The 16934-nt window shown below is 62.8% G+C and carries 16 protein-coding genes and 1 tRNA gene; 3 read left to right on the top strand and 14 right to left on the bottom strand.

The window, feature by feature from the left end:
• The first annotated feature begins 261 nt into the window (after positions 1-261).
• Both JW958_12505 and JW958_12500 read left to right on the top strand, forming a co-directional pair.
• Positions 262-1122 carry a FliA/WhiG family RNA polymerase sigma factor gene (locus JW958_12505; GenBank protein ID MBN1827071.1) on the top strand — a complete coding sequence of 287 codons (861 nt, stop codon included), beginning with the start codon at positions 262-264 and terminating at the stop codon, positions 1120-1122.
• Complete coding sequence (locus JW958_12500) at positions 1119-1871, top strand: hypothetical protein (protein ID MBN1827070.1); 753 nt, start codon at positions 1119-1121, stop codon at positions 1869-1871. Before JW958_12505 ends, JW958_12500 begins: the two co-directional genes overlap by 4 nt.
• Before the next feature lie 899 nt (positions 1872-2770).
• On the opposite strand, the gene JW958_12495 is transcribed toward JW958_12500, so the two are convergent.
• On the bottom strand, positions 2771-5305 hold the full coding sequence (locus tag JW958_12495) for a SpoIIE family protein phosphatase (GenBank protein ID MBN1827069.1): 2535 nt from the start codon (positions 5303-5305) through the stop codon (positions 2771-2773).
• Between the two features lie 263 nt (positions 5306-5568).
• Here JW958_12495 and JW958_12490 point away from each other — a divergent pair, with 263 nt between their 5' ends.
• Positions 5569-6252 (top strand): tetratricopeptide repeat protein, encoded by a 684-nt coding sequence (locus JW958_12490; GenBank protein MBN1827068.1) that lies wholly within the window; start codon positions 5569-5571, stop codon positions 6250-6252.
• A 951-nt stretch (positions 6253-7203) separates the two neighbouring features.
• On the opposite strand, the gene JW958_12485 is transcribed toward JW958_12490, so the two are convergent.
• The 13 genes from JW958_12485 to JW958_12425 all read right to left on the bottom strand — a co-directional run bounded on the left by JW958_12485 (position 7204) and on the right by JW958_12425 (position 16689).
• Complete coding sequence (locus tag JW958_12485; GenBank protein ID MBN1827067.1) at positions 7204-7677, bottom strand: LptE family protein; 474 nt, start codon at positions 7675-7677, stop codon at positions 7204-7206.
• A gap of 11 nt (positions 7678-7688) precedes the next feature.
• Positions 7689-9107 (bottom strand): sigma-54-dependent Fis family transcriptional regulator, encoded by a 1419-nt coding sequence (locus JW958_12480; GenBank protein ID MBN1827066.1) that lies wholly within the window; start codon positions 9105-9107, stop codon positions 7689-7691.
• Positions 9097-10260 (bottom strand): PAS domain-containing protein, encoded by a 1164-nt coding sequence (locus JW958_12475; protein MBN1827065.1) that lies wholly within the window; start codon positions 10258-10260, stop codon positions 9097-9099. Before JW958_12475 ends, JW958_12480 begins: the two co-directional genes overlap by 11 nt.
• 40 nt (positions 10261-10300) lie before the next feature.
• Entirely contained in the window at positions 10301-11287 is a 987-nt protein-coding gene (locus JW958_12470; protein MBN1827064.1) for an SDR family oxidoreductase, read from the bottom strand.
• 45 nt (positions 11288-11332) lie between these two features.
• Entirely contained in the window at positions 11333-12628 is a 1296-nt protein-coding gene (locus JW958_12465; protein ID MBN1827063.1) for a nucleotide sugar dehydrogenase, read from the bottom strand.
• Positions 12629-12686: 58 nt separating this feature from the next.
• A complete protein-coding gene (locus JW958_12460) occupies positions 12687-13640 on the bottom strand; it encodes a GGDEF domain-containing protein (GenBank protein ID MBN1827062.1) in 954 nt (317 codons plus the stop codon).
• On the bottom strand, positions 13637-13843 hold the full coding sequence (locus JW958_12455; GenBank protein MBN1827061.1) for a hypothetical protein: 207 nt from the start codon (positions 13841-13843) through the stop codon (positions 13637-13639). Before JW958_12455 ends, JW958_12460 begins: the two co-directional genes overlap by 4 nt.
• Positions 13844-13853: 10 nt before the next feature.
• On the bottom strand, positions 13854-14222 hold the full coding sequence (locus JW958_12450; protein ID MBN1827060.1) for an STAS domain-containing protein: 369 nt from the start codon (positions 14220-14222) through the stop codon (positions 13854-13856).
• 26 nt (positions 14223-14248) lie between these two features.
• Positions 14249-14322, bottom strand: a tRNA-Arg gene (locus JW958_12445).
• Positions 14323-14329: 7 nt separating this feature from the next.
• Positions 14330-14854 (bottom strand): adenine phosphoribosyltransferase, encoded by a 525-nt coding sequence (locus JW958_12440; GenBank protein MBN1827059.1) that lies wholly within the window; start codon positions 14852-14854, stop codon positions 14330-14332.
• 68 nt (positions 14855-14922) lie between these two features.
• Complete coding sequence (locus JW958_12435; protein ID MBN1827058.1) at positions 14923-15945, bottom strand: sigma-70 family RNA polymerase sigma factor; 1023 nt, start codon at positions 15943-15945, stop codon at positions 14923-14925.
• Positions 15946-15955: 10 nt separating this feature from the next.
• On the bottom strand, positions 15956-16321 hold the full coding sequence (locus tag JW958_12430; GenBank protein MBN1827057.1) for an acylphosphatase: 366 nt from the start codon (positions 16319-16321) through the stop codon (positions 15956-15958).
• The gene (locus JW958_12425) at positions 16240-16689 is read right to left on the bottom strand and encodes a TIGR00725 family protein (GenBank protein ID MBN1827056.1); all 450 of its coding nucleotides are present in this window, start codon (positions 16687-16689) and stop codon (positions 16240-16242) included. Before JW958_12425 ends, JW958_12430 begins: the two co-directional genes overlap by 82 nt.
• Positions 16690-16934: the final 245 nt, after the last annotated feature.

Below are 16934 nucleotides of genomic sequence, written 5' to 3'. Positions count from 1 at the left end.
AACGCCTGATTTTTCATTAGGTTCAATCCAAATATTTTCAAAAAACCGCGTGGCATGCCGGTTGCTGTTTCGTACGCCCGCGATGACCTCTGGTGAGAGTGGAGAAGAATGGAACTCCAACCGGCCCTTTCGGGCCTCCCAGTCACACAGGACATCCGATCGGAGGCGATCGATTCGCGGACCGGAGAAGAACGCGCGATCGTCGAAACGAACAGCCCAACCAGATCATAGCGGGCACCGTGCCCTTGGGGAGGCGACCTTATGGATTCGATCGAAACCGTGTGGCGGAAGTACCAGGTTCGCAGAAACAAGCGGTTGCGCGACAGATTGATTCTGGAGTACATGCCTCTGGTCAAGTACGTGGCCGGCCGTCTTGCGGTGGGGCTTCCGCCGTCCGTCCAGATCGAAGACCTGATCGGTTCGGGAACGCTGGGACTGATGAGCGCCGTGGAGCGCTACGACCCGGGCCGTGACAACAAGTTCTCCACCTTCGCCATCTCGCGCATCCGCGGCGCCATGCTCGACGAACTCCGCTCCATGGATTGGGTGCCGCGTTCGGTCCGGCGCAAGGCGCGCCAGCTCGAGGAGACCTACAACCGTCTCGAGAGCCGCTACGGGCGGGCCGCCTCGGATCAGGAAGTGGCGAAGGCGATGGATATCGGCATGCAAGAGTACTTCCAGCTTTTGGAGGACGTCCGGGGCGCCACGCTCCTCTCTCTGAACGAGCACTCCGTCTCCGGAGACGACAACTCGCCGACCCAGGTCCACGACACCGTTCCGGATAAGGACGTGATCGATCCGATCGCCATTCTGGAGGTGCAGAAGATGCGCAAGGTGCTGGACGGCTCCCTCGACAATCTGCCGGAGCGCGAGCGCCTGGTCCTGATTCTGTACTACTACGAAGAAATGACCCTGAAGGAGATCGGCTCCATTCTGGGCGTCTCCGAATCCCGCGTTTCCCAGATCCACACCAAATCCATCACGCGCCTCCGTTCCCGTTTGCGCGCCGACTCGGAGTTGCTCGCCTCCGCTCAGGAAGAGACGCGGGCGCTCAACCTATCCGAGGAAACCCGGGAAGAGGAAAAGAGGGATTACGCTCGAGCCATGCTGGGGATCGCATGAACCGGAGCGGTACCACGCGCGATCATCTGCGGATCGTCGATGGGGGCGGCGTACCCCCCGCGGCTCAGCCGGACGGGGATCCGGACGGCCCGGTGCCGGAACATCTCGCCGCGGACCTGCGCGATCCTCTGCGCGAAGCGGAGCGCCGTATCGGGTTCATTCTCTCCGGCGAGCTGGGACCGGTCGGAGCCGCTCATCGGCTGGCGCTCGGATCGGCCTTGGACTCTCTTTCGGCGGCGGAGGCCGTGATCGATCTTCTCGGCCGGCCGGCCGGGAACGGGGGAGAGGGGGAGCGGAACCGATTCGATCTCCGTTTCGCGATACGGGACGTAGCCGAAGAGATGCGATGCGCCGCCCGGTCCAGGGGAGTCCGCATCGTTCTTCGCCTGCCGGAGGAACCGATCCTCCTGAGCGCGCTCCGTCCCGGCGTGGTTCGCACGCTTCGTTTTGCGCTCATCGAGCTGATGCGCGGCGCGCCGCCCCGTTCGCGCCTGCTGATCCGGGCGGAACGACGCGCCGGCCGCGTGGAGACGACGATCCGCGGCGGCCGCACCGACCGCCGCCTGGCGCCTCCGTGTCGCTCCGGTCTCTCCCTGGCCCGATCCTTCCTGCGAGAGGAGGGGGGGGATCTCGTGATCATCGAGGGGGGGAACTGCTGGATCGTCGCACTCCCGGAACCGCGGGAGACACGGAAGCGGACCATCCCGCCCGTCCCGCCCGTACGACTCGTTTCCACTCCGTCTTCGTAGTCTCTCTCCTTTTCATCGGACCACTCTCTCTACCCGGTTCGGCGGTCCCCTTTTCCCCTTCTTGAGGTGATGCGCGTCGCCCGCCGCCGGAGCCCGCCCTTCATGGAAGAAGAACGCCGTTGCACCGGGGCGAGGTCCGGCCAGGGAGGGTACGGATGATCCGGGAAAGAAAGGGCGGACGCTCAGGCGAGGAGACGGAAGCCGGTGGCGTTTTCCCGAGCGGAGAAAAGGATGGACCTGCGGCGGAAAGGGTAGGGTTCGACTGGGGAGGCCCCCAGGTGCGTCTCGAGCGGTTCGGCCTCCCCAGTCGTTATCGATCGGGTCAGAACGGAAGACCGGCCGGGCAACCCGGCAACCCGACGGGCAGCCATTGCCAAAGGTCGAAACCGAAACTGAGGAGCGCCAGGATTCCGATCCCGAGCGTCGCGGCCAGTGTTTTCACGATCGACCCCCTTGTTCGTGTGGCTCGCGCTGTTACTTAGGGCCCCGACTATCTCATCCAGAAGAAAATGTCGGAGAGGCCCCAAAACGTGAAGAGGAAATAATCCACGGTGATTCCACCTCCTTTCCCTTGTTCAGGGCAAAACGGGTGCGAATCACTTCATCCATAGGCCTCACCCCCCTTGGGATCGCGCTTCGCCTCTTGTCGGGCGCTCCGAACCGCTTCTCGACCATGAGGCTCGTGAGCTTTAGCTTTTTCTGCGATCCAACGAATTGCGGCGTCTTTCCGCCCAACGAGAGTGAAAAGTTGCAGGATCGATGCCAAAGTCATTAAGAAAGGGAATTCCTTGTTTGATAAGGAGTTTCGAGGAGACGAAGGGAAGGGAGCTGCAGGGACTGTTCCGATTCTTACCGATTTTTATTCAAAGGTGTAAAAAGTTTGATCTGTGATCCGAGGCTCAGTGGCCTGGGTGGTAGCGGAGCGCCAGAAGGGTGACGTCGTCTCCCGGGTCGTCTCCCATGAAGTCGCGAACCTCGACGAGGATCCTTTCGATGAGTTCCGCCGCGGGGAGATCGCGGTGGCGGACGATCAGGTCGCGCAGCCTCTCCTCTCCGAAACTTTCGTCTTCGGCGTTCAATTCGTCGGTGACGCCGTCGGTGAAGAGAACGACCAGGTCGCCGCTCCGGAGCTGCAGGGCGTGTTCGTGGTAAACCACGTCCGCGTCGACTCCGAGGATCAGGTCCGACTCGGTGAGAAACCGGGAGGAGCCATCGGCTCCCACCAGGATGGGTGGGTTGTGGCCGGCGTTGGCGTAGCGGAAGAGACCGCTCTTCAAGTCGATCAAGCCGTAAAAGAAAGTGACGAAGCGAGCGGTGTGGGTCCGTTGGAACGTGAAGTTGTTGATCCGGTGCAGCACGTCCGAGGGGGAGTGATTGTTCACCGCTTCGGCGCGGAAGGAGGCCTGGAGGCTCGCCATCAACAGCGCGGCGGTGACGCCGCTTCCCGCCGCGTCGCCGATCGCCACTCCGAAACTGCGACCGCCGAGATCGACGTAATCGTAATAATCGCCGCCGATCTCCTCGCAGGGATCGTTGATCGCCGCGACCTCGATGGAGGGGATCCGCGGCGGTGCGCTGGGGAGAAACTGTTTTTGAATCTCCCGGGCGAGACGCATTTCCTGCTGCATTTTCTCCTGAACGATCGTGTTCCTGTGCAGCTTGGCGTTCTCGATCGCCAGCGCCGCCTGGGCGGCGAAGATTTTCAGAAGCTGCCTGTCCTCGTGGGAGAAAACCTCCTGCGATGATTTGCGCCCCAGCGAGATGAGGCCCACCAGGGATTTACCGGAGTGGAGGGGGAGAAGGTGAGACGTGTCCAACTCCTGTAGACGGGTCAGTTCCCGCAGCGAGAGGGGTTCGGCGCCCCCGTGGTGCAACATCTGCTCCACCGGGAGAACATCGGCGCTGGAGCGCGCCATCTCCAGGACACGTTCCCCCTCGGAGAAGCGGAACCGCGCGGGGTCGATTGCCCCGAAGCCGGTTTCCGCGCGCAGATCGAGGGAGAGGTCGTCACCGGGAAGAAAGACGGCTACCTTGGGGATCCGGAGCGAGGAGGAAATTCTCTGCGCCATCAGCGGGACGAGGGTCTCCAGGTCCAGTATGGTGGTGACGGCCGTGCTGAACTCCTGCAGGGTCCGGCGGTAGGCGTGTTTCTCCGGATAGAAGGTGCGGTCCACCCAGCGCTGGATCCTGTCCCGCGCGGGGGAAAAGAGAAGAGCCAGGAGGAAGAGAGAGACCAGCGTGGCGGGAATGTCCGTGTTTCCCGCCACGTCCCGCAAAAGCCTGCTGAGGAGTTCCACGAAGACCAGGTAACTCATCGCCAGAAAGGTCGTGAGAAGCGTGTAGAGAATGCTTCTCTTGAGGATCAGTTCGAAATCGAAGAGGCCGTAGCGGACGATGGCGTGGGCGAAGCTGATGGGGAGGATGATAAGCAGTAGGGGATAGAAGGGCCTCCCCGGAGGCATGATCTCGGGGTTGACCTGTTGCACCACGTTCACCACCGCGAGCACGCCGAGCGGGATCACGGTCCCGGCCACGACCCAGCGTAGCCTGCTTCGAAGCGCCGGCGTTTTCGTTCGCGCCCAGCTGTGAAAGAAGGAGGCGATCCCGCCGATCAGACAGGAGAAAATGAAGATCGCGCCGAGAAATTGCAGAAGTCCGAAGAGGGTGACGTCGGCGCGGCCCCGGATGAAGACCTGAAGCGAGATGAGAGAGCTGGCGATCCACAGGATCAGGCTGATCCCGAAGAGAGGGAAGGAGAGAGGCCGCTTCGCGCCCGCCGGCCAGGGCCGGAGCGGAACGAGCCAGCGGGGTATTCTCTTTTCCCGCGGAAAGAGGAGGAAGAACCGGAGGAAGAGGGGGGCCAGGAAAAAAAACGCCGCGTCGCGCAGGATCTTAATTCCGTACTGGGCGATGGTGCTCCCCGTCGCGGGTGGCTCGAAGAGGGTGATTGCGAAGCAGGCGCCGGCCAAATAAAAAGTGCGGCCGATCCTGTCCGAGCGGTTCCAGAGAACCAGAAGACCGACGAGGAGAAAGGCGATCCCCGTTAGTCCGCGGGCGAGAACGCCCAGACGGTGGTCCCGGGTGTGCGCATCGGGGCTGAGGGTCACTTCGCGCGTCTCCTCGCCGCGCCGGATCTTGAAGGTGACCTCGTCCCCCGGTCGGATCCGGGCGCTCTCGCTGAAGAGACGAATCGTATCGTCGATGGGGATGCCGTTCAGCTCGACGATGCGGTCGCCCGGCAGAAGTCCGGCGCGGTCCGCGGGCCTGCCCGCATCGACCTGCAGAACCTGAAAGAGCCTCTGCCGCATGCCGTAGTCGGGAAGGCGATCGATCGTGGCGTATCCGCTTAGGCCGTAGAGAATCAGGAAGGGAGCGAAAAACACCAACGCCCGGAAGGCGAATCCGCCTCGTCGAGGGTGCCGCTCGCCGTTCATGCTCCCGCCTCCGGATCGGGGGGGTGCGGGTCGCTCCGGGAGGAGAGACCCGAAGTGTCTACAGAATAAGAAGATGCGGATACGACTGTCAAGAAAAATCGGATGGCGGCCCGCGTGCGGAAGAGGGACGCGCGGAGGCCGGCGATTCTTTTCTCCTCGGGCATCGAACGGTTGCCCCTTCGTTCGAGCTGTGTTACCGTCATTCAATTAAAGTACTCATGTCGAGGAAAGGAGCGAGACGCGCGTTGGCAACCGGGAAACGATTGAAAAAAAGACAGCTGAAAGAGGATCAGTTCGTCACCACGACATTTCAGGTCGCGGGGTACATGCAGTCCCACCGTAACCAGGTTCTTCTGGGCGTCGGCGGGGCGCTTTTCCTCGTCGTGGTGATTTTCCTCTTCATCCAGTTCCGCAGCGGTTCCGTCCGCTCCAGCCAGGCTCTCCTGAGCCAGGGGGTCGGCATGTATCAGGCGGGGAACTACGCGGACGCCGCCTATCGTCTTTCCACTTTCCTCCAGTCCCATCCCCGTCACGGCGAAGCCGGGTATGCCGCGCTGGTTTGCGGCGATTCCAACTTTTACCTGAATCGCTGGGACGATGCCGAGAGGTACTACCGGATGGCGCTTGAAAAGACCCGGGAAGGGGATACGATCCACTTCGGCGCCCGATCCGGGCTCGCCGCCGTGGAGGAGGGGCGAGGGCGACCCTTGGAGGCGGCCCGTCTCTACGAGGAACTCGGCGAGTCTCAGGATGACCCGGAGAGAAAGGCGCATCTCCGCTTTTCCGCCGCCCGGTGTTATCGGGCGGGAGGCGAGTTTTCACGGGCGGCGGCGCTTCTCGCCGATTTGGACGAGACGAAGCTGGACGCCATCGATCTGGCCGGGTTGGATTGGCTGAAGAAGGAAGTGGAACTCGCCGACAACGGCATGGCTCGATCCACCCCCTGAGCGGGGTTTGACCGATTGCATTCAGGAGCCGCCTCTTTGGGGGCGGCTCTTCCTTTTCAATACCCTCGATCCGGCTTTCGAACGTTTCTCCGCGATCCGGAATGCCGGAAGGGAAAGGCGCCGTCCACGTGTGAATTTCCTCGATCCGGACCGCCTTCGCTTCCGTCCCTTTCGTTTACTTTCCTCCGCCGGAAGGAGCGTCGGCCATTCGATCGAGCGCACGATTCCATCCGTCACTTCGGACGGATGAGGCGCCAGTCGTCTCAGAGGTCCCACCGGGGATAATCCAAGATCCGCTTCTCCGATACGAGATATTCGGTTTCATGGAGGCAGGGAGTCGAGCTTTGATAGATCGACTTTCTGGCGGAAGGCGATGGAAGGGGTTGTTTTATCCACAGTTCTGATATGTCGTAGAATACATATTATGTCAACATAGAAGTGGTGTGGAAAGCATGGGGAAAAGGAAGACCCTCCCTCCCCGCCAATGGAAGTAACTGTTGAAATAGAAGTGGGTTGCGAGAAGAAGTCCTAAGAAGAAACGGAGAGAAGAAGAGAGATGGAGAGAAAAGGAAGCGGGAAATGAAAGGCGAAACGAGGAAAAACAGCATGTTTACGGCGAGCGATTGAAGTGCTTTCCCGAGGTAAGGAAGGATCTCTACTGTGTAACGCGCTTAAGACGCCGGAAAGAGTGGGTTTGAGAGAGATTCCGGATGTGCATCCCTGTGGAGGGTACCTCTAAGGCCTGTACGGCGTCTGTAGTCGTAATACAGGTGGAAAAGGGGCAAATATACCAGCTCCATCGAGGAAAACCCCTTAGGAGGTCGATACGAGCGAGGAGAGGATTCAGGATTAAGGGAAGAAGCGGCATAACACGAATAAAAACAGATGAAAACGAGGGAAACTTAAGAAAAAAGGTCGAAAAACGGCATAAATATATTATAAATAAGTAGGTTACCAGCCTTCGACGGTCTTGGTCTTGATATCCTCGGCGAGTTTGCGGGCGGCACGGAGCTGAGCGTCCTCCTCTTCCTCCACTTCATAACCCGCTGTGGGGACTACATAGTAGGTGGACCAGCCGTGCATGCGAGGCTCTTTCCAGAGGGTTTTCCTCTTCACGCGATCCTCATATTCGACGGAAACGACGATCTCCACCTTGTACTCCTGCACGTCCTCATTCGCGTCGTAGGAGGAGACGCTCCGCCTGTAGTCGACGATCTTGCCGAGAAGAACCGAATCGGCGTTCCGTTCGCCCGTCAGGGAGAGGACACGGTTTTCCTGAATCACGTCGATGATCTCCGCGGTGAGGATCTCCTCGATTCCCTTTTCGAGAGATTCGTTTTCGAACAGGGGAACGGCGATCGTGCGGATGTGGGGGTTCGTCTTCCCGGAGAGGCTGTAACCACACCCCGCGGAGAAGACAAGCACGAGAGGGATCGCTAGGAAGAGGCGGGTTCTTCGCGCCGCAGATCGTACTGTTTCATACGATAGCGGAGCTTGTCCCGATTCATGTGCAGCAGTCGGGATGTTTTTGTCTGGTTCCATTCGGCGGCCTCCGCGGCACGGAGAATGACCCGGCGCTCGATCGCCTCCAGTTCAGTTTCCAGAGGATACCCCTCGTGGGGAATCCGGCCGTCCAGCACACGCTCCAGTTTTTGAAGGAGCGTCCCCCCCGCCCCTTCCATTCCGTGGGCCGGAAGGCCCAGTGCTTCCCGGTCGATCCATTCTTCGTGTCCGAGAAGAACGGTCCGTTCGATCAGGTTCCGCATCTCCCGTATGTTTCCCGGCCATGCGTACGCTCTGAGGGCGTCCATCGCATCGGGAGTGAACCCGCGGATCGACCGGCGGAAACGACCGCCGTAGAGACGGAGGAAGTGCGCCGCAAGGACCGGGACGTCCTCCGGTCTCTCGCGCAGAGGCGGAAGCCGGAGGGGGATCACCTTGAGACGGTAGTAGAGATCCTCTCGGAATCGTCCCCGCCGAACCTCCTCGGCCAGGTCCCGGTTCGTGGCGGAAACGATCCTCGCGCCGACCCGGATGTCCTCCACCCCACCGACCCGTCGGAAGATCATCCGCTCGAGAGCCCGGAGGAGCTTGGCTTGGATCGTACCACTCATCTCCCCCACCTCGTCAAGAAACAGGGTCCCTCCGTCGGCCAGCTCGAAAAGCCCCTTCTTGGCGGCGTGCGCGTCCGTGAACGCGCCCTTCTCGTGGCCGAAGAGTTCGCTCTCCAGGAGCGACTCCGGCAGGGAGGCGCAGTTCAGGTCCAGGAAAGGGCCTTCCGCGTTGGAACTCAGCCGGTGGATCCTGTGGGCGATCAATTCTTTCCCCGTCCCGCTCTCCCCCTCGATGAGCACGGTGGTGGTCTCGCTTTCCGCCACCTGTCGGACCGTCTCCAGGATCGACCGCATGGGGCTCCCCTCGCCCAGAACGAAATCCTCGCCCAGCTCGACCGCACGCTCGCGCCGGAAGCGGTCCAGCTCGCTGTTCGTTCTCTGAACGCTGAGCACGCGGTCGACCAGGATACGGAGATGCTCCAGGTTCACCGGCTTGGCCAGATAGTCGAAGGCGCCCTTCCGCATCGCCTCCACGGCATAGCGGACGTCTGTCTGGGACGTGACGATCACCACCATCGCGTCGGGGCGCTGCGAGCGGAACCGATCGAGCAGCTCGATACCGGAACAGTCCGGAAGCTTGAGGTCGAGAAGGACGAGATCGGGGTCTTTTGTCTCGAAGAGGCGGATCGCCGCGGCGCCGTCCTCCGCCTCGTACACGCGGTGACCCGCCGAGGAGAGGGAGCGTGTGAAGGTGAGACGGATCGCCGCTTCATCGTCCACGACGAGAACGCTACCGCGCACCGGTCTCTCCCCCGCATCCGCCCGACCCTTCTTCGACCGGGAGATAAGGGACGCGCGCGACGAACTCCGCCCCCCCCCTTTCACCGGTGCGGACCCAGAGCGCGCCGCCGTGCCGCTCCATGATCTGAAAGGAGATATAGAGACCGAGGCCGGTCCCCCCGTCCTTCGATGTGTGGAAAGGCTCGAAGATCCTCTCCCGGTCATCGGGGGGGACCCCGGGTCCTTCGTCGCGAACGCGGAACTCCATACCGGGCAGGGTGCCGCTCCGGGGGAGGATCCCGCGGGTCGGCGCGCCGACGGAAACGGAAGTCTCCATCGTGACGCTCCCTCCCGGCGGGCTCGCCTCCACCGCGTTCCGGCCCAGATTGAGAAGGACCTGACTGATCAGATCCGGGTCGAGCCGAATGCGCGGGAGCGTGTCGTCGGCGGCGAGCACGACACGGACTCTTCGCCGGCGTGCGTCCTCCGCGAGCAGCCGCGCCACCTTCTCCAATAGACGGTTGGGGTCGGACTCGATCAGTTTCGGCTTCGGCGGCCGCGCCGCCTCGAGCATGTCGGTCACGACGCGGCCCAGCCGTTCCACCTCTTCCTGCACGATCTGGTAAGTCATCCTCTGCTCTTCCGTCTCGGCGGGAAGTGTCTTTTCCAAAAATTGGATGCCGGCGAATATACCGGTGAGTGGATTGCGGATCTCGTGGGCGATGGTGGAGGCGAAGCGCCCCACCGTGGCGAGGCGGTCCAGCTGGTGGAGTTCCTCCTCGAGGCGGGTGGTGGAGGTCACGTCCTGCAGCTCGCAGACCACTCCCTCGGTTTCCCCCGCGGCTGAGCGAAGGATCGAGGTGATGCAGCGGACCGTTCGGGCGCCGCGCGCCCCGGAGACGGGGCCGACCCGATTCGGAACGGCGCGCCCGTCCCGGAAGGTTTCCTCGATCGCCTCGCGCACCACGCTTTCCGGCGGGAGGAACTCCCGAAAGTCGACGCCGGCGGCGCGCGTCGCGCCCGCGCAGAGCAACAGCCGTTCGGCGGTCCGGTTCATCCGCTCCACGCGGCCCGAGGGATCGAGAAGAAGGACACCCACGTGGAGTGAGTCCACCAGGTCCGCGGGGAGCCGCGCCCCATCCGCGGGGGTTCGTGATGGAGAACTGGGTGTCATGGGCCTACCCGCGGTGCGCGTTCGGGGCGGCGCGCCCGACTTATTCCGAACGGTTTTTCCCCCGGCCGGTGGAGAAGCTCTCTTCCTCGGCGGCGATCTTCCGCCTGTACCAATCCAGGGTCCGTTCCAATCCTTCCTCGAAGCCGGCCTTCGGCTCGTACCCGAGCAGTCGTCGCGCCCGCTCGATGTCCGCCCGCGAGTGTTTCACGTCCCCGGCGCGGGGCTCTTCGTAGACCGGTTCGTGATCCGTCCCGAGCAGACGATTCAGGACCGTCACGAGATGGTTCAGGTCGTAGCTTCCGCCGCATGCGACGTTGAGGATCCGGCCGACCGCGTCCGGACGCTCCAGGGCGAGTAGATTGGCGTCCACCACGTTCGAGATGAATGTGAAATCCCGGGATTGCGTCCCGTCGCCGAAGATGGTCGGCCTTTCCCCCGCCAGAAGAGAGCGGATGAAGATCGGGATCACCGCGGCGTAAGCCGATTTCTCGTCTTGGTAGGGACCGAAGACGTTGAAATAGCGAATCGCCGTGAAGGGGACGCCGAAAAGCCCGTGGAACACTCCGCCGTACATCTCCCCCACCCTCTTGCTGACCGCGTAGGGGGAGAGCGGGTCCGTGGGGTCGTCCTCGTGTTTCGGCGATTTCTCCGAGTTCCCGTAAACCGACGACGAGGAGGCGAAAACCACGCGGTCCACGCTCTCCTCTTTCGCGGCGATCAGAACGTTGAGAGTCCCACCGACGTTCACGTCGTTGCAGGCGACGGGATCGGCCAGGGAACGGGGGACCGAAGCCAGCGCTCCCTGGTGCAGGATCCAGCGGACCCCCCGGGCGGCGCGGCGAACCGTTTCCAGGTCCCGCAGGTCCCCCTCGATCACCTCCACCCGGTCGGTGATGTCCGCCAGGTTGTCCCTTTTTCCCGTTGAGAAGTTGTCCAGAACCCGGACCCGATCCCCCCGCTCGGCCAGCCGCCTCGCGAGATGGGATCCGATGAAACCGGCTCCGCCGGTGACCATTACGTCATTCATGCCCCGCGCGTCCTTCCGTTCTCCGGCGGCCGGTACGAGCAGCCCCTAGAGGAGGTGTATCTTCTTCGAAGAGAAGCCTTTCAGCGCATTCCTCGTATCGACAATTTCGGCGCTCTCCTTGAGGATCGTCTTGTAATCGAAATCGGAGTGGTTGGTGAGAATCACCGCGCAGTCCGCCTCGCGGAGGGCTTCCAAGGAATACTCCCGAATCGGACAGCCGACCAGATCCCGGTCGGCGGGGCGCAGATGATGATCGCACGCTTCGACCAAGGCGCCCTTTTTCTTCAGCTGTTCGATCACATCGATCGCCGGCGACTCCCGGATGTCGTCTATGTCCGGCTTGTAGGTGACGCCCAACGCCAGAATCCGCGATCCCCGGAGGCTCTTTTCCCTCCCGTTCAGCGCGTCCGCGATCCTGTCGACCACGAAGCGGGGCATGTAGCCGTTGATCTGCCCCGCCAACTCGATGAAGCGCGCTTCGAAACCGTATTGGCGCGCCTTCCAGCTGAGGTAGAAGGGATCGATGGGGATGCAGTGGCCGCCCAGGCCGGGGCCCGGATAAAAAGGCATGAAGCCGAAGGGCTTGGTGGCCGCCGCGTCGATCACTTCCCAGACGTTGACGCCCAACTCGCGGCTCATGAGCGCGATCTCGTTCACCAGGCCGATGTTGACGCTGCGGAAGGTGTTTTCCAGCAGCTTCACCATCTCCGCCACCTTGGTGGAGGAGACGGGGATGACCTGCTCCAGGCAGGCGCGGTACAGGCTCATGGCGAGTTCGGTGCAGGCCGGCGTCACCCCCCCCACCACTTTGGGGATGTTGCGGGTCAGAAAACGCTTGTTGCCCGGATCGACCCGCTCCGGCGAAAAGGCGAGATAGAAATCCTTCCCCACCTCGAGACCCTCGGCGGAGAGGATCGGAAGAATCACTTCCTCGGTGGTGCCCGGGTAGGTGGTGCTTTCCAGAATGACCAACATGCCCGGTTTCAGACGGGACTGGATTTCATGGACCGCGGCGTGGATGTAGGAGATATCGGGGTCTCCCGTCTTGCGGAGCGGCGTGGGGACGCAGATGTTCACGCTGTCCAGCTCGGCGATCGCGTCGTAGGCGGTGGTGGCCGTGAAGGCCCCGCCATTCACGGCGCGCGCCAGATCCTCCGACGACACATCGCCCACGTAGCTTCGTCCGGCGTGAATCGCTTCGACCTTCTCCCGGTCCGTGTCGATCCCGACGACGGTGAAACCCGCTTTGGCGAACTCCACGGCCAGTGGGAGTCCCACGTAGCCGAGTCCGATCACGCCGACCCGCGCCCGTTTCGTTTCGATTCGTTCTTTCAAGGTCATGGTGAGCCGTTCCTTTGGCGCCCCGGTCGCGACCGGCGGGCGTCTATGGTGGGTTCGGTCAGGCCGCCACGCTGTCGCCGCCCCGCCCCTTGGCGCGGTAAAGCGCCTCGTCGGCGGCTCGGATCAGCGCGCGGACATCCGTTCCGTCCTCCGGAAAGGAAGCCACTCCCACCGAGAGGGTGAGCCGGAAACGGTCCCCCACTCCCGGCAGCCGCAGCCCCCGCATCTTTTTCACCAGCCGCTCCGCGGCGCGACAGGCGCCGCGTCGGTCCGTGTTCGGCAGGATGAGCAAAAACTCGTCGCCTCCGTATTTGGCGGCCGTGTCGATGGATCGTGTGGAATCGGCGAGAAGGCGGGCGACCTCCTTGAGCGCCTCGTTCCCCCAAGGGTGGCCGAAACGGTCGTTCAGATCCTTGAACCGGTCCAGATCGGCCAACAGGATGGAGAGACGGCTCCCGAACCGCCGCGCCCGTTCGATCTCCAGGCGGAGCTGTTCGTTTAAATGTTTGTAGTTAAAAAGACCGGTCAAGGGATCGAGTCGGCTCTCCTGCCGCGCTTCGTCGAGAAGGTGGACGTTGTCCAAGCCCACCGCCAGGAAACGGGCGAGCCGCACGAGGTCTTCCCTCACGCCCGTGTCGAGACGGTCCCCTTCCGATCCGACCAGCAGAAGGCCGTGGGACGAAATCCCCTCCCCCAACGGGAAGGCGTGGATACTCTCACCTTTCGGGGCGATCCATTCGGGAGGGGATCCGTCGAATCGCCCCTCCGCTCCGAAAGGGAGTTCCGTCCCCGCGGGTCGTTCCTCGCAGGCGAAAACGCCCCGACGTTCGCGGCAGAGGAGCGCCCGCCGGCCGGGCAGGCGGAGAAGGATCGTCGCGTCCATCAAACCCTTTCGGGCGAGGATCTCCGAAAGGAAATGCCGGAGCATGCGGTCCCGGGAGCCGCGGTGTTCGCGGAGGGACGCGAGCAGCATGAAAACCTCGTCCGTCAATGGATGGCCGCGGTCGTTCATCGGCGGAGTCCCTTTCGGATCTCGATGGCGGTGCGAATCGCCCGACGCAGAAGGACGAGGACGCTGACCGCGAAAAGAGCGGGAAGAATCCAACGAAGAGGGGAAGGGCCGGTACGTGGAAGAACGCCGTACCAGAAGACGTAGAAAGCGTACGCGAGGCAGCCGGCGAGGGCGAGGAGAAGGACCAACCGGACGGCGCGCACCGCGATTTCGCTAGGGGCGCGGGACGCTTCGGCTTCCTCCCTCCGCGAAAGAGCGGATCGCCTCCTCCTCATCGTCGAATACCTCCAAGACCTGAATCAGCTTGGTCGTGACCAGGATCTCCTTGACCCGCGGCTGTACGCGGAGAAACTTGGTCGCCCCCCCCTTCTCTTTCAGGCGAAGGAAACCGGAGAGCAGAATGCCCAGCCCGGAACTGTTCATCCACGCCACTCCCCCCAGGTTGATCAGAAGCGAGGGGATCCCCTCGTCGATCGCGCGGTCGATCTCGTTTTTGAGGTCCTCCGAGTCGTTGCCGCCGAGGATCTTGCCGCTCAAATCGAGGACGACCACGCCGTCCCGTTCGCGCCGCTGCACCTTCACTCCCGGACCCTCCGGACTCGTCGAAATGCCCCCGCCAAGACTCGAACTTGGGCACCCGGTTTAGGAAACCGGCGCTCTATCCTAACTGAGCTACGGGGGCGAACCGATCAAGCCTCTGTGTCGTAACGGACGATCGAGAGGATCTCGCGCCCGTTTAATTTTTCCCGCCCGTTCAGGAAGGCGAGTTCCACCAGGAAGAGCATCGCCTCCACGCGCCCCCCCGCCCTTTCGACGAGCCGGGCGGCGGCGGCGGCGGTTCCCCCCGTGGCGAGCAGGTCGTCCACGATCACCACACGCTCCCCCTCGCGGAGGGCGTCGGCGTGCATTTCGATCGAATCGACGCCGTACTCGAGGGAGTACTCCTCCCGAAGAATCTTCGCCGGGAGCTTTCCCGGCTTGCGGAGGGGCACCAAGCCCGCCCCGAGCCGGAGAGCCATGGGCGCGCCGAAAAGGAACCCCCGTGACTCGATGCAAACCACCTTGTCCACCCCGCGCGATCGGAGCGGTTCGGTCATCGCCTCCACCGCTTCTTCGAAGGCGACCGGATCGCCGAGCAGAGTCGTGATGTCGATGAAACCGATCCCCGGTTTGGGGAAATCCCGGATCACCCGAAGTCGCTCTTTCCAATTCATGATGGGCGTCCTCCTCCGGTTTCGTCTCCGGAAAATACCACCGCCGTGGAGGGGGAACAACCCCCTTTTCAGGTCAAGTCTAAAAGGCGGCGCAGCTTGGCGAGGGCGCGTTTCTCGATCTGGCGGATCCTCTCCCGGCTGAGACCGAAGGTTTCGCCGGTCTCCGCCAGCGACTTGGGGTTGCCGTCGTCAAAGCCGAAGCGGATCCGGAGGATCGACTCTTCCCGCGAGGAGAGGCGTTGCAGGAGCCGGTTGAGGCGCTCGTGCTCGAGCTGGAGCTCCACCAGCTCGTAGGGGTTCGACTCGGAACGTTCGGGAATCTGCCTCACGATCCGTTGCATCGTTTCGATGCTCGCCACCGAGTCGAGGGCGCGGATGCTTTCGATCAACCGGGAGAGCATGCGGGCCCGCTTCTCCGGGATGTTCATCATCTCCGCCGTTTCCACCGCGGTCGGCTCACGATCGTTTTCCTGGTGGAAGCGGCGCCGCGTCTGTTCGAAGCGGCTCACGAGTTGGACGATGTAGATGGGGATCCGAATCACGCGGCTCCGGTTGGCTATCGCCCGGGAGATGGACTGGCGAATCCACCACGCGCCGTAGGTGCTGAATCGATAACCTTTATCTCCGTCGTATTTATCGACCGCCCGGATCAATCCCAGGTTTCCCTCCTCGATCAGGTCGAGGAAGGAATGACCGCGGCTCCAGTAGTGCCGGGCGATGGTGACCACCAACCGGAGGTTGGCGAGGATCATCTTCCTGCGGGCTTCCTCGTCGCCGGCGCGTATCCTCCGGGAGAGCTCCACCTCCTCCTCCGGGGTGATCCGGGGAATCTTCCCGATCTCGTCCAGGTAGATTCTGAGGGGAGACGCCTCGTCCGCGTTTCTGGGTTCCCGTTTCTCCTCTTCGGCCTCCCGGATCGGGATACGGATTTCCTCCGCTGCTTGCAGGACGGATTCCAGATCGTCATCGGTCAGGTTTCCGGAGGAGACCAACTCATCGATCTCTTCGGATCGGATATACCCTCTTTTCCGGCCCTCCCGGATCAGATGGCGGCCCCGGTCCGACATTTTCTCCCGCGGTTCCCGGTTCATCCCTTCCCCTTCAGATCGTGGTCTCGATCCGGAAGCCTTCCTCGTTTTCCCGGACCGGACGGGCGAGCACGTTCACCCCGTCGACCCGCGACCCGGGCGGTCCTTGGCGGACCGACTCGGTCAGTCGGTTCACGTCCTCCGTCGGACCTTGCGCCTCCGCCTCGACGCCGCCGTCCCGGAGGTTTCGAACGAAACCGGTCAGGCCGAGCCTCTCCGCCTCGAGGCGTGTGAAATAGCGGAATCCCACCCCCTGCACGCGGCCCCGCACCAGGAGCTGCCTGCGGATCGTGTCGCTCACTCTCCCATCTGCTTCCACAGGAGCTTCACCGCCTCCTCCGGTTCGGAAACGACCGGGAATGAACCGTCCGGATCCCATGTGTCGATTCCGACCAGGGGCACCCCCAGTTTTCTGGTCAGGGCGATTTCGGAAAGGGTGCCGTAACCGCCCGCCACCGCGATCACCCCGTGGCAGGAGCGGGGGATCAGCACGTTTCTCCCCTGGCCGAAACCGGTGGCGATCCGCACCGTCAGATAAGGATTGCCTTCATCCGGATCCGCGGTGGGGAGCACGCCGACGGCGATCCCTCCCCCCTCGCGGGCGCCCCTCGCGGCCGCTTCCATCACTCCTCCCATTCCGCCGCAGACAAGAACGGCCCCGCGTTCCGCGATGAGTCGCCCCACTTTCTCCGCCTTCCCGGCCGTCGCGGCGTCGCAGCTGCCTGCGCCGATGATGCCGATCTGCATCGAGTATTCTCCCCTTAAAAGAAGAGCCGTGAGGCGGGGGCCACGACGGCGCTCGAGAAGAAAAACCGGTTGCTTGCCGAAGAGGAGGCGCGGCGCGCCCGCTCCACGTGCGCATTTTAACCGAAAGGAGAAGGAAGGTCAAAAAAAGGGCGCCGGCTCTCGAAAGAGCTCGGAACCAGCCTTTCCAGGCTCTGCTTGGTGATTGGATTACCGGTGAGAAAAGTATGGTCGGGGCGACTGGATTT

The organism is Candidatus Eisenbacteria bacterium (genome assembly GCA_016930695.1).
GTDB lineage: Bacteria > Orphanbacterota > Orphanbacteria > Orphanbacterales > Orphanbacteraceae > JAFGGD01.
This window is presented reverse-complemented; position numbering and strand designations above follow the sequence as displayed.